General features: G+C 74.1%; 6 protein-coding genes. 4 read left to right on the top strand and 2 right to left on the bottom strand.

Annotated features, from left to right (window positions below):
• Positions 1 to 5: 5 nt before the first annotated feature.
• A complete protein-coding gene (locus OOK41_RS15960) occupies positions 6 to 4364 on the bottom strand; it encodes a peptidoglycan-binding domain-containing protein (protein ID WP_266265721.1) in 4359 nt (1452 codons plus the stop codon).
• A gap of 448 nt (positions 4365 to 4812) precedes the next feature.
• On the opposite strand from OOK41_RS15960, the gene sthA reads away from it, so the two are divergent.
• From sthA to OOK41_RS15940, 4 genes are all read left to right on the top strand, one after another.
• A complete protein-coding gene (gene sthA / locus OOK41_RS15955) occupies positions 4813 to 6216 on the top strand; it encodes a Si-specific NAD(P)(+) transhydrogenase (RefSeq protein ID WP_117669864.1) in 1404 nt (467 codons plus the stop codon).
• Positions 6217 to 6985: 769 nt separating this feature from the next.
• Positions 6986 to 7132, top strand: coding sequence for a hypothetical protein (locus OOK41_RS15950; protein WP_243639876.1), 147 nt, complete (start codon positions 6986 to 6988; stop codon positions 7130 to 7132).
• A gap of 534 nt (positions 7133 to 7666) precedes the next feature.
• Positions 7667 to 8725 carry a cytochrome P450 gene (locus tag OOK41_RS15945; protein ID WP_266265719.1) on the top strand — a complete coding sequence of 353 codons (1059 nt, stop codon included), beginning with the start codon at positions 7667 to 7669 and terminating at the stop codon, positions 8723 to 8725.
• A gap of 42 nt (positions 8726 to 8767) precedes the next feature.
• Positions 8768 to 10207, top strand: coding sequence for a M28 family peptidase (locus tag OOK41_RS15940; RefSeq protein WP_266265717.1), 1440 nt, complete (start codon positions 8768 to 8770; stop codon positions 10205 to 10207).
• Between the two features lie 79 nt (positions 10208 to 10286).
• Here the strand turns inward: OOK41_RS15940 and OOK41_RS15935 are convergent, their stop codons facing one another.
• The gene (locus OOK41_RS15935) at positions 10287 to 13247 is read right to left on the bottom strand and encodes a helix-turn-helix transcriptional regulator (protein WP_266265716.1); all 2961 of its coding nucleotides are present in this window, start codon (positions 13245 to 13247) and stop codon (positions 10287 to 10289) included.
• Positions 13248 to 13435: the final 188 nt, after the last annotated feature.

The following is a 13435-nucleotide window of genomic DNA, read 5'->3' as shown; positions in this document are numbered from 1 at the left end:
AGGGCTCATCCGGTCACCCGGAACAGGTCGCTGGTGTCCAGCCGCAGCGAGCCACGCTGCGGCGACAGCGTCCGGTCGGCCGCCGGCAGCGCCGCGACCGGCAACTGGTACGTCGTGCCGCCCGGCCAGGCCGGCCAGGCCCGCACCGCGGCCAGCGCGGCGGTCAGCTCGGCGTCGGCTGCGGCGACCTGGCCGATCGCGGTGAGCAGGGCGGTCTCGTGGGCGTCGGTCCAGCCGGTGGGCGGGCCGGTGAAGTCCGGCCCGAGGGTCCGGGCCACGGTCAGCACGGTGCGCAGCTCGGTGGCGGCGCGGGGCACGGTCCGCTGCTCGGGCGGCTCACCGGCGACCGGCGGTCCGAGGGCGACGAGGTGGTGGGCGCGCAACGCCTGCCAGCAGGCGAGCTGGGCCACCGCCCGCTCCGAGGTGAACAGGTCACCGACCCGGGCCCGGCGGGGCTTGCCGTCCGGGCCGGGCACGTCCGGCACCGTCACCGGGGCCGCGCCGGGCGGATCCCACGCGGTGCCGAGCAGGTCGTGCAGGCCCTGGCGGGCGAAGCGCCAGATGCTGTGCCGGACCCCCGGCTGGGTTCGCAGGCCCGTGGTGAAGCGGTGCACCCAGTGCCAGCCGCGCAGGTCGTTCAACTCGAAGACGTTCTCGATCGGCAGGCCCGCGCCGCCGGTGTGGTCGCTCAGCGTCGGCCGGGCCCGGCCGACCCGCAGTCCGGGGTAGATCAGGGCGCCGCCGTCGACCCCCCAGCCGGGCGTCGCGGACAGCCCGGCCAGCCCGCCCATGGCCTCGTACGCGTCGCGGTCGGTGGCGCGCAGCGCGGCCAGCCAGGCCCAGAGCTGGCCGGGTTCGGTGCGCCAGTCCGGCCGGGGCGGCAGGGTCACCGGCGTCGTGCGGGGCCCGTCCGCCGGCCAGCCGAACGGGCCGATCCGCAGCAGCCCCGCGTCGGTGCCGTCCAGCGCGTCGAACCAGCCGCCGGCCGAGCCGGGCCGGGTGTTCTCGGCGACCGCCCGCAGCACCTTGAAGGTGGACAGCCGGCGGCGGGCCGGGTCGGACACCGCGGGGTCGGCGCTGCCGGCGGCGACGGCCAGCGCGGCCAGCGACGGTCCGCCGGTTTCTCCCTCCCTGGGCGGGATCAGCTTCTCGGGGAGCAGTTCGACCGCCGGCTCCACCAGCGGGCCGGACCACTGCGGTGCGCCGGGCCGGCTGCTCCAGCCACCCAGCGGGATCAGCTCGGGGTGGTTGGCCGGCGCCGGCCCGGCGCCGGCCGGTCGGCCGGTCACCACCCGCGAGTAGAGCCGCTGGTCGGCCGGGTGGCCGGTGTCGGTGAACCAGACGTTGGGCATGGCGAGGTGCTGCGGGCTGCCGCCGGCGACCTGCCACGCCTCCACCACCACCGGGCAGCGCCACCGCTTGTCCAGCCAGTGCCGGACGGCGAGCTGGGTGGCCAGGTCGGCCACCCCGCTGACCGGTCCGAGATAGCGCTCGGCCTCCGGCACGTCGACCGGCACCAACCGGTCGGAGTACCGGGTGGCGGTCGCCTCGGCGGGCTCGTGGGCGACCCGGGCTGCCCGGGCGTACGTCTGGAACTCGCGCACCGCCCAGTAGGTCGTCGAGTCGAACTCGCCGGGGTTGCGCGCCGGGCGGAACCCCAACGTGGCCAGGTCGCCCTGCAACCGGGTCACCCACCGGTCGGTGACCAGGGTGGCCGGCCGGTCCGCGCCGTCGTAGTGCGCCTTGCCCCCGGGGCGGGCGTCGTGGTCGTCGGGCCGCAGCACGTAGCCGTACGGCGGCTCGGCCAGCAGGGAGCAGCCGTACGACAGGTCGATGGTGTACTTGGTCAGCGCGGCGGCCCGGTTCTCCGAGGGCAGGTGCCACCAGAGGCGCTGGGTGGCCGACTTGCGCTCGCCCGCCGGCCAGTCGAAGGTGATCTCGCCGAGGTTGTTGTGCCCGACGATCTCCTTGCCGTTGCCCCACCTGCCGAGGTATCCGTCGAGGTTGCGGGCGGCGGCCAGGTACTGCGCCAGCGCCTGCTCGCGGGGCAGCCCGGTCGGGTCGAGGACGTCCTCCGGGGCGCCGTCGCGCCGGACCGTCGGGTCGGCCTCGTCGTGGTGGGCGAACTGCACCTGGATGCTCCACTCCGGCGGGCGGCTGAGCAGCTTCAGCCGGTCGTAGTCGCTGACCGCGGGCCGGCCGGAGACCCACCACTGGGAGACGGCGTCGGCGGCCACGCTGACCTGGACCCCGGCCTGGAAGCGCCGGCCCTGCTGCTGCTCGTCCTCGTTGGCCCAACCCACCAGGTCGATCCGGCCGAGGCTGTCCAGCAACGGCACGTACCCGACGTCGTGCAGCAGGCGGGTCAGGAACACCTCGTTGCGCAACGCGCTGGACACGAAGCCGGCGATCACCCCCTCGGTGCGGTTGACCCCCTGGAAGGGGTGGGCCGGGTCGGGGCCGCAGGCGTACGGCAGCGTCGCGGAGTAGCGGATCCGCTCGGCCGAGCCGAAGTGGATGTCGCCGCCGAGCATGACGATCCGCCGACGCCGCACCCCGTCGGGGCCGGGCGGGGCGGCGGAGAGCAGCCGACCGAGGAACTTGTGGGTGGCCGCGTCGCTGGTGATCCAGGCGTCCTCGGCGTCGGCCTCGTACCGGCCGGCGAGGGCCTTCATGGCGGGCTGGGCCACCTGTTCGAGCAGCGGCATGCCGAACACGGCGACCGGTTGCGCGAGTACGGTCACCGCCTCGTCGTCCAGCACCCCGCCGCCGCTGATCATCTCGTTGAGCGGGTGGTCGGCGAGCAGCAGCCCGCCGGGGCGCCCGGCGCCGGCCGGGAACTCCCGCCAGGTGCGGGTGTCCAGGGCGACGAGCTGGTAGCGCGGCCAGGTGACCGTGAAGTGGTAGGTGAGGGCGCCGGCCGGGCGGACCGGCCGCCCGTCGGCACCGACCGCGGTGGGCAGGCCGAGGCGGTCCCGCAGCCGCTGGTCGTCCGTCGCCCCCGGGGCGGCCAGCCAGCCGCTCAGCGCGGCCAGCATCTCCCAGCCCGGCTCGCCGGCCGTCCCCTGCTCGGCGAACCGGTCCGGCGTGTTGCCCCAGGCCTGGAAGACCGCGTACGCGGCCATCGCGTTGCGCACGACGCGCCGGCCCAGCTCGGAGGAGAGCACGGCGTCGGTGACGAACTCCCGGGTCATGTTCCAGTCGTCGGTGACCTCGTGGTCGTCGGCGACCATGTAGGTGGCCACGTTGGCCAGCAGTCGGCGCACGGCGACCAGCCCGCGCTGGAAGTTCTTCAGCCGCAGGGTCTGCTCCCGCCACCGCAGGTAGCGGTGGATGATCTTCTGCTGCTGGCTGCTGGCGTCGTAGGCGCGGCCGACCAGCAGCCGGTCGTAGACGGTGTCGCCGGGCCCACCGCCCTGCGGGTCGCGCAGGATCCGGGTGTCGGCCGGGAAGACGTGCTCGAACCTCGGGTACGTCGCCGGCCAGAGCTGGTCCGACCAGACGAGCAGGTACATGCAGGCGTACTCGCGCAGCGACATCAGGTGGCTGTGGGCCTCGCCCGAGGTGAACTTCGCGTCCCGGGACAGGGTCACCGCCCGGTTGCCGGGGGTGAACAGCCGGTCGGCGGGCGGGTTGGCGGAGCCGTCGGGCAGCAGCTCCGGCGGCAGGCCCAGGGTGGCCCCGAGGCCGGGCAACTCCGGGACGGCCGGCAGCCCGTCGTGGGCGGGGACCGCGTCGTGCCCGTGCACCATGGCCAGCAGGACGTCGGCGACGTCGTCGGCGTAGATCTGGTCGCCGCCGAGCACCAGCTGGTGCGGGCGCAGCGTCGGGTCCGCGCCGGCCGCCGCGATGATCGGGTCCAGCACGGCCAGCGCGTCGTGGCCCTCGCCGTGCGGTTTGCGGCACGACCCGTGGAAGATCCGCAGCTTTCCGGGGTCCGCCGGGGGCGTCACGAAGCTGGGGTACTCGGGCGCTCCGCCCTTGGTCAGCGGGTCACCGGCGTAGCTGAGCAGCGATCGGGCGGCGGTCCTGTCGGCGGCCACCGCCCCCTCGGCCAGCAGGCTCGACCAGTTGCCGGTGGAGCCCGGGAAGGACAGGTCGTAGCCGTAGAGCCGGCCCTGTTGGAGCCCGCCGACGGCCTGGACGGTGGCCACGTACAGGTTGCCGCCGAGCCGGACCGCGGCCCGGCTGCCCGTCGCCACGGTGGCGCCCCGGGCGAAGTCCGGGCCGGGGCCCACCTCGAACACGGTGAGGGTGACGGCGCAGGCGGACCGGACGGCGACGAAGACCGCCACGCTGCCCGGATCGACCCGGCGCACGATCGGCCCACAGACAACGTGGGGTGGTCCGCCCGGAGCGTCCATCGTCGAGTTTCCTTTCGCGGTTCCACGAGCCGGATCCGGCCGGTGGGTCGGTGCGCCGCGGCGCGGGGCCGACGGGAGGTTCACCCGTCGCTGCCGGCGGCCGCGACTCGCGGCACGGTGCACGCGCCACTGTCGGACGGCCGCTGCGGTAGCGGCGCACGGCAGTCTTTCCGGCCGGCGCGCCCGTCCACCAGAGACGGGTGTCCCGGTTGGCCGGGACACCCGTCGCTCGGCCGTACGGGCAGCCGGCCCCCGGCCCGTTCGGGCGGCGGCGCTGCGGTGCAGAATGGGCGGCTGCCGTGACCCGCCGTTCCGGCGACGTGCCGGCGACGTGCCGGCCCTGCCACCCCGCGCCGTCCGTCACCGGGTGACCACCCGGCCGATCCGGCCGGGGACCGTGGGTGGACCCGGCTGGCACGGGTTGCGCCAACTTGCGAGGCTTACCGTCGTGTATGACTACGACCTGTTAGTGCTGGGCTCCGGGCCCAGTGGTCAGAAGGCCGCGATCGCCGCCGCCAAGCTCGGCAGGCGGGTCGCCGTCGTGGACCGCCGCGACATGATCGGTGGGGTGTGCATCAACACCGGCACCGTCCCCTCCAAGACGCTACGCGAGGCCGTGCTCTACCTCAGCGGCATGAGCCAGCGGGACCTGTACGGCAGCAGCTACCGGGTCAAGGAGGAGATCACGGTCAGCGACCTGGCCGCCCGGACCCAACACGTGATCAGCCGGCAGACCGACGTCATCCGCAACCAGCTCGCCCGCAACCGGGTCGCGCTGATCACCGGTACCGGACGATTCGCCGACCCGCACTCGGTCTGGGTTAACGACGGCCCCGGGTACGAGTCCAGGGTCACCTTCGACAAGGCCATCATCGCCGCGGGCACCCGCCCGGCCCGCCCGGACAGCGTCGACTTCGACGACCGCACGATCGTGGACTCCGACGGCGTCATCAACCTCCAGGCCGTACCCCGCAGCATGGTCGTGGTCGGCGCCGGCGTGATCGGCATGGAGTACGCGTCGATGTTCGCCGCGCTCGGTACGAAGGTGACCGTGGTGGAGCGCCGCGACCGGATGCTCGAGTTCTGCGACGAGGAGGTGGTCGAGTCGCTCAAGTACCACCTGCGCGACCTGTCCGTGACGTTCCGCTTCGGCGAGGAGGTCGCCGCAGTGGAGAAGCACCAGAGCGCGGCGCTGTGCGTCCTGAAGAGCGGCAAGAAGATCGTCGCGGACACGGTCATGTACTCGGCCGGCCGGCAGGGCCAGACCGACGACCTGGCCCTGGAGGCGGCCGGGTTGGCGGCCGACCGGCGCGGCCGGATCGCGGTCGACGCGAACTACCGCACCACGGTGGACCACATCTACGCGGTCGGTGACGTGATCGGCTTCCCCGCGCTGGCGTCGACGTCGATGGAGCAGGGCCGACTGGCCGCGCAACACGCCTGCGGCGAGCCGGCCCGCGAACTGCACGAGTTGCAGCCGATCGGCATCTACACCATTCCCGAGATCAGCTTCGTCGGGAAGACCGAGGAGCAGCTGACCGACAGCTCGACGCCGTTCGAGGTCGGCATCGCGCGCTACCGCGAGCTGGCCCGCGGCCAGATCGTCGGTGACTCGTACGGCCTGCTGAAACTGCTCGTCTCGCCGGACGACGGCCGCCTGCTGGGCGTGCACGTGTTCGGGACCGGCGCCACCGAGATCGTCCATATCGGACAGGCGGTCATGGGCTGCGGCGGCACGGTCGACTACCTGGTCGACACCGTCTTCAACTACCCGACACTGGCGGAGGCGTACAAGGTGGCCGCCCTGGACGCGTCCAACAAGATCCGCAACATCACCAGGATCGACGGCTAGGCCGCGTCTTTGAACGTTGATCGGGTAATCCGTCGGTTCTGGGGCAGGGTCTTTGCGTAGTCGATTGGGGTGTGTCTGACCTGGGTGTACGCCTGGGTGGAGGGTGACGCGAGGCAGGGCCATTGCATGGTCGTGGGTACGGTCCCCGGTCGGCGGGGGGATGGTGGCCCGTGCGGAACTGTGGGCGGCGGTCGATGGCGTGGGGATGGTGCCTATGGAGCTGAGTCGTTCACGTCATCACCGTCGGTCGGGCCGCCACCGTCGCGGTTACCCACCGCCCCGTCGGGTTGCTGGCGGTCGTGGCCTGCGGTCGTGGCCAGCGGTCGTGGCCAGCGGTCGTGGCCTGCGGTCGTGGCCTGCGGTCGTGGCCTGCGGTCGCCGATCGCGGCGGGCGTGGCCGATGTCGTATTCGACTCAGCTCCAAAGGCGCCGGGAAGGCGCACCTGCTGCGCAGCGGCACCCACGCCAGGAACCCCCCGGACTCCCTGACCGAAGCGCCCCCGCCCGGAATTCGCCGTCGCCGTGGGTGCTGAGGACCTGTCGGCAGGCTGTCTCCCCACGCATGAGGCTGTGGGGGTGGTGGCCGACGGGGAGAAGGATCCGGTAAAGCGCTGCGGCGGGCGACCGTGGCGCTGTCGAAGGAGACCGAGGACCCGGCCGGCCGTTCTCCTGCTGGTCGCCTGCCAAGCTGCGCGACTACCTCGTCGAGGTCGGCCACGTCACGGCGATCAGCGTCGAGACGATCCGGCGTGTCCCGCACGAACGTGGGATGTGGCAGGCCACCAAGACGTGGAAGGCCAGCCGCCTGGCGCACCGCCAACCAGCCTGGTGCGCCGCCGACCAGGCCGAACTGACCACCGGATTCGCCACCGAACCCAAGATCCGGCACCCGGACTACCCGTTCAAGGCTGCATGACGGGGCACTAGCGAAAGGCGCCCGGCCATGCCTCGGACGCCCCGCACAGGATTCACCATATGAAGGTCGACGCATTGTTCGACGTCGAACGTTGACACCCCGAAGCTCCTGTGGCAGGTTGACAAATGGCACGGGGGCGCCCACCCGCTGAAACTTCATTTCGGCGTTTCGCCGTTTCGGGGGATGCGACACTCCTGGCTTTGTCCGACCCGTAGCACGGATTACTGCCGGATCGCCGTCAGCTTCACGACGATCCGCGCGCCGAGCGGAAGGGGGCCAAAATGCGTTACCTCCACTGACACGTCGCGCTGCCGCGGCCATCCGGCGCGTCCGGACGGCCGCGGCGCCACGTGCCCGCGAAACAGCCCACCACCCCCGGAAGGGACGTCTCCTGTGGCGGACGAGGCCACTGCTGCGGTGCGTGACCCGATCTATGATCCACTGGCCCCCTCCGTGATCGCGGACCCGTACCCGTTCTATCGGAAACTCCGGGAAACGAATACGGTCCACTGGCACGAGTTCCTGGATTCCTGGGTGGTCACGGGATACGCGGAGTGCCGACAGGTGCTCGGCGACACCACGAACTTCGGCTCCGACTTCCGGCGGATCGGCGTCGAAATCCCGGACACCCAGTTGAGCGTGCAGTCACTCGATCCGCCCGAGCACGGCGCCATTCGACACCTGCTCGTTTCGGCATTGCACGAGCAGCCGCTGAGCACCGTGCGACAGCAGTTCGCGGCGATCGCCGCGCAGCACCTCGCCGAACTGTCCGGGCAGCCCGGCACCGTCGACCTGGTGAGCCGGTTCGCGCGCCCGGTCGCACTACGGACCATCACCGCCTTCCTGGGCGTGCCGCCGCCCGACGGCGCCGGGTTCGAGCAGTGGTCCAACGCGATCGTGCGGAGCATGGACGCCGGCATCGAGCCGGCCCGGGCGGAACCGGGCAACCAGGCGCGGGCGGAGCTGAGCCGGCTCGTCACGCACTGGCTGGCCGAGGCCGACGAGCGGGGCTTCGTCGGGGCGGCCCGGCGGGCCGCGCGGGCGCAGGATGTGCCGGCGGCGGTGCTGGCCAACTCGCTGCGCGCGGTGCTGCACGCCGGCTACGAGTCGGTCAGCCGACTCCTGGGCGGGGTGCTCGCCCGGCTCGTCCGGCAGCCGGAGCTGTTGGCCGGCCCGGCCACCCGGGACGCCGACGAGGCCCTGGTCGATGAGCTGATCCGGTTGGACGGCCCGGTGCAGGCCGACGCGCGGGTGTGCGTACGCGACCAGCCGGTCGGCGCGCAGTTGGTGCGGCGGGGCGACGTGCTGGTGCTGTTCATCGCGGCGGCGAACCGCGACCCGGCGGTCTTCCCCGACCCCGACGCGGTACGCCTGACCCGGCGCAGGGGCCTGCACCTGGCCTTCGGGCGGGGCGCGCACGCCTGCCTCGGCGCCGGGCTGGCGACCCTCCAGCTACGTGAGGTGCTGGGGGCGCTGCGCGCGGGCGGGCTGCGGCTCGCGCCGGCCGGCCCGGCGGCGTACGAGCCCACGGCGACCCTGCGCGGGCTGGCCGAGCTTCCCGTGTCGGTGCGCCAACCGCACCGGACTGACTGACCGTGCCCGACAACGACCGGAGGCGTTGTGCGTAGCGTGAGGGTGTTCCACAGACTGGCCGGGCTGGTCGGCGCGTTGTTGCTGGCCGGCGTCGCCCTGCCCCCGGGCGGCGCCGCCCGGGCCGCGCCGGGGTCGCTGGCCGACCGGCTGGCCGCGACCGTCACCGGCGCCGGGGTCCACCGTCACCTGGCGGCGCTCCAGCACATCGCCGACGCCAGCGGCGGCGACCGCGGCTACAACCGCGTCGGGTTCACCCGCTCGGCCCGGTACGTCAGCACCCTGCTGCGGGCCGCCGGATACCAGGTCGTGGAGCAGACCGTCCCCTACACCGACTTCGACATCAGCACCGAGCGGCTACGGGTCGACGGGGCCGGCGGCGGGGACGTACCGGTGCTGATGACCCGGTTCGCCCCGTCGACGCCGGCCGAGGGCATCGCGGCGCCCGTGGCGGCACCGATCGACGGGCGCACCGGCTGCGACCCGGCCGACTACGCCGGCGTCGACGCCGCCGGCGCGGTCGTGGTGCTCGCGCGGGCCGCCTGCGGCTACACCCGTCAGCAGCAGGTCGCCGCCGGCCTGGGGGCACGGGGGGTGCTGTTGTACTACGTCACTCCGTCCCCGGAGAACAGCTACCGGTTCCACGCCTTCGCCCCGGAGGCGTTCACGGTTCCGACCGCCTCGGTCTCCCAGCGCGACGGTGAGGCGCTGGCGCGCGCCGCGCGCGGTGACGGCGCCCGCGTGCACCTGACGCTGCGGGCCCAGGCCGTCGCCCGGACCACGGTGAACGTGCTCGCCGAGACCGCCGGCGGCGACCCGGACAACGTCGTGCTGCTCGGCGCCCACCTCGACAGCGTCCCGGAGGCGCCCGGCATCAACGACAACGGGGCGATGGCCGCCACGGTGCTGCAGGTGGCCCTGGCGCTGGCCAACCGTCAGCACGCGGTGACCAACAAGGTGCGGTTCGCCTGGTGGGGCGCGGAGGAAATGATCAACGTCGGCTCCGGGCACTACGTGGCCGCCCTCTCCGGCGACGAGCGGCGGCGCGTCGCGGCCGTGCTCAACGGGGAGCTGATCGCCTCGCCCAACTACGGTCGCTTCGTCTGGGACCCGGGGACCGGCGGCGGACACGTGCTCGCCGACCTGTTCGCCGGCTACTTCGACCGTCGGGGGCTGCCCTACGAGCGGACCGGCCCGGAGTCCGTCGGATCCGACCACCTGGCGTTCGAGGCCGTGGGCATCCCGACCGGCGGGATCGACGGCGGCAACCTCGGGGTCAAGACGCCGGCCCAGCAGGCCCGCTTCGGGGGCCTGGCCGGGCAGATGTTCGACCACTGTTACCACCAGCGCTGCGACCGGCTCGGCACCCTCAACCGGGAGGCCCTGGACACCAACGTTCCCGCCGTGGCGTGGGTGCTCGGGCGGCTGGCCGACGACGTCCGGGACGTCCGGGCGGCGACCGTCGCGCCACGCACTGCCCGGTAACGGGGCGCTCGCCCGCGTCGCGCACCCGGCGTGAGCCCTCCCGGCCGGCGCGGAGTTCGCGGGTCCTGCCGGGCGTCGCTCAGCTCGGCGGGACCACGCCGGCCCGCGTCGCGAACCGGGCGACCAGCGCCGCCCGGGAGGTGACCCCGGTCTTGCGGAACACCCGGGTCAGGTGCGACTCGACGGTCTTGACGGTCACGAACAAGCGGTCCGCGACCTCCGCGTTGCCCGCACCGGACGAGATCAGCGTGACGATCTCCCACTCGCGCCGGGTCAGCCCGAGCCGTAGGTGCGGTTCGTTGTCGGCGAGCCGGCCGGCCAGGCCACCGATCCGCCGTTGCGCGTCGACGGCGGAGCGCAGCAGTGGCTGCGAACCGGTCGTCTCGGCGATCCGGCGTACCTCGGCGAGCTGCGCCTCGGCCGGCTTCCACGCCCGCCCGTCGCCGAGCGCCCGGGCCAGCACCAGCCGGGCCGCCGCCTCGGCCGGCCGCCAGCCGAGCCCGGCGAAGGCGTCGACCGCCGCGCCGGCCAGCCGGGCCGCGGCGCCGGTGCCGTCCTGCGGATCGGCGGCTCCCGCCGTCCACGTCAGCCGCTGGTCCCACTCGGGCGGGGTAGCCGGCTCCCCGACCGGCGGGTCGGGCACCGTCCGGCCGGCTGCCGAGCCGTCCGGCTCCGGCTCCGGTGTCCACACCCGACCGGCCAGCAGGTGGCGGGCCTGGGCCAACCGGACGTACGCCAACTGTCCGGCCAGGCCCTGTTCCGCAGCGAGCCGGGCTGCCTTCGCGAGCCAGCGGGCCGCGACGTCCGGCCGGCCGTCGGCGGCGACGACGTCGGCGAGCAGGCTCGCCCAGTACGGTCTCGCGCCCGCCCCGACCTGCCCGAGATCGGGGCCACCGTAGGCCTTGACCAGCGACGCCTCCAGCGAACTCAGGTCCCCGGACTCGTAGCGCAGGCGCAACGCGAGGCGCCGGGCGATCCGGCTGAACAGGTCGCCGGCAGGTTCCCGGGCCAGCCGCCGGGCACCCTCCGCGACCGCACGGGCGGCCTGTGGCCCGTCGCGCCGCGCGACGGCGACCGCCCGGAGGCTCTCCGCGAGCAGGACCAGCGACGGCATGCCGAGTTCGGCGCCGCCGCGTGCCGCCTCGACCGCCGTCGCCTCCGCCTGGTCGAACCTGCCCTGCCGGGTGAGCAGATGGCAGCGGCCGGCGAGCAGGTACGGCACGATCGGCGCGTTTCCCGCCTGGGCGGCGATCCGCAGCGCCCGGTCGAAGTGGCGGGCCGCGTCCCGGTCCCGTTCCAGCAACAGTTCCGTCCAGGCGAACAGCCCGAGCAGGTTGAGCTGGGCGGCGAGCGCATTGTCCGGCAGCGCGTCCAGTCGCACCGCGATCTCACCCAGCCCGGGCAGCACCGCCGGAATCCCGCCCGCGTACGCGGCGCCGAACGCCTCGGTAACGCGTACCGCGAGGGTCAGCTCCGGATCCGGCGCGGCACGGTCGACGAGCGCCCGGACCCGCTCAGAGCGCAGCCGTACGTCGGGCGCGGCGCGCAGCACCCCACAGACGAGCGCCTCCACCGCCAGCGGCACGGCGACCTCGGCCGCGGCACCGGCGGTCATCCGGGACAGCTCCAGGTCGGCCAGCGCCGACGCCTCGTCGGGGTGGCCGAGGACGCGGTCCAGTTCGACGCGGGTGAGCGCCAGTCGAGCCCGGTACCCGTCGCCGGCCGGGTGCACCGCCAGCCGCTGCAACAGGTGGCGGCCTTCGGCGAGCCGACCGTCCAGGATGCAGGCACGCGCGAGTGCCAGGTCGACGTCCAGGCGCAGCGGATCGCTCTCCGGAATCAGCCGGCTGGCCGCGCCGAGCCAGCTCATCGCCCGCACCGGGGCGGTCGCCACGATCGGCTGTGCCGCGCGCAGCAGCACCCGCACCGCCGAGGTGTCGCCGGGCTGGGCACTGCGGGCGACATGCCCGGCGTAGACCCCGGGCGGGTGCTGGCGGCGGATCAACTCGTCGGCGACGGCCGCGTGCAGCCGGCGCCGCCGGCCCGGTGGGACGGCCTGGTAGACGGCCGCGCGCACCGCGGGATGCCGGAACCGCATCCGTACGTCGTCGACCGGCCCGCTGCGGAGCAGGTCCCGCTGCACCAGCCGGTCCAGCACGTCGGCGCAGCGCGACGGCTCGATGCCCGCGACGCTGGCGGCGAGCGTCTCGTCGAACTCCGCGCCGGCCACGGCGGCGACGTCGACGACCGCACGTTCCTCGGCGGTCAGGTGCGCCAGTTCCGCGACGTAGGGCACCGCCGGGCCGGTCGGTGCGGTCTCGGCCGGGTACCCGTCGTCGGCCGGGCGCAGCGACGTACGCAGGGCCAGCGCGTAGCCCGGAACGCCCTGGCTCTGCTCGTGCAGCCGCTCCGCGGCCGGCCCGGCGTCGAGGCCGGTCAACGCCTGGATCTCGGCGACCGACAGCGGGCCCAGTTCCAGGCGCTCGTGCCCGACGGCGACGCTGTCGAGGCAGATGGCGAGCTGGGGAGTGCACTGTCGGGGCCGGTAGGCCAGCACCATGACGGTGGCCGGCGGCGGATCGCGCAGCAACCGACCGAGCAGGGCGAGCGACTGCGGGTCGGCCCAGTGGGTGTCGTCGAACAGGAACGCGCGTGGCCCGCCGTCGGGGTCGAGCCGGTCGAGACCCGCCAGCACCAGCCGGTGGAGGTGGTCCGGCTCTTCCGCCGCGGCGTCGCTCGGGGCCCCCTGCGCTACCCCGACCCGGCGCAGGATCGGACGGAACAGTCCGTACGGCTGGGCCCGCTGCGTCTCGGCTCCGGTGCAGGCGATCGCGGTCACGCCGTCGGCCCGGGCCCGCCCGTTGAGGTGCGTGAGCAGGCGCGTCTTGCCGCTTCCCGGCTCGCCGGCGAACTCCAACAGGCTGCTGGCCCCCCGCCGGGCCCCGGCGAGGGCGTCGGTCCAGCCCCGAACCTGGATGTCGCGGCCGAGCAGCGTCAGCGGGGAGTCGGTCGGCGCGGATCGCGCGACGAGCGCCTGCATCGACACACCTCCCGCGCGTCGGCCGCCGGGCACCGCCTCATCGATCGGCTGCCGGGCATCCGCCGGACGGCCATCGGGGGTCGGACGGCCGGGCGCAGTCAGGGTACCCCAGGGTTTTCCCCACTGTCGGTTGAGTCTCCAGTCAGCACACTGCTTCTCGACAAGATCTACTTCCGTGAAAGGAGTGC

The sequence above is a fragment of the Micromonospora sp. NBC_01655 genome (assembly GCF_026339755.1).
In the GTDB taxonomy this organism is placed as follows: domain Bacteria; phylum Actinomycetota; class Actinomycetes; order Mycobacteriales; family Micromonosporaceae; genus Micromonospora.
This window is presented reverse-complemented; position numbering and strand designations above follow the sequence as displayed.

Coding starts and splice junctions, on each gene's coding strand:
- OOK41_RS15960 (WP_266265721.1), bottom strand. CDS start 4,364: ATGGACGCTCCGGGCGGACCACCCCACGTTGTCTGTGGGCCGATCGTG.
- OOK41_RS15935 (WP_266265716.1), bottom strand. CDS start 13,247: ATGCAGGCGCTCGTCGCGCGATCCGCGCCGACCGACTCCCCGCTGACG.
- OOK41_RS15950 (WP_243639876.1), top strand. CDS start 6,986: ATGTGGCAGGCCACCAAGACGTGGAAGGCCAGCCGCCTGGCGCACCGC.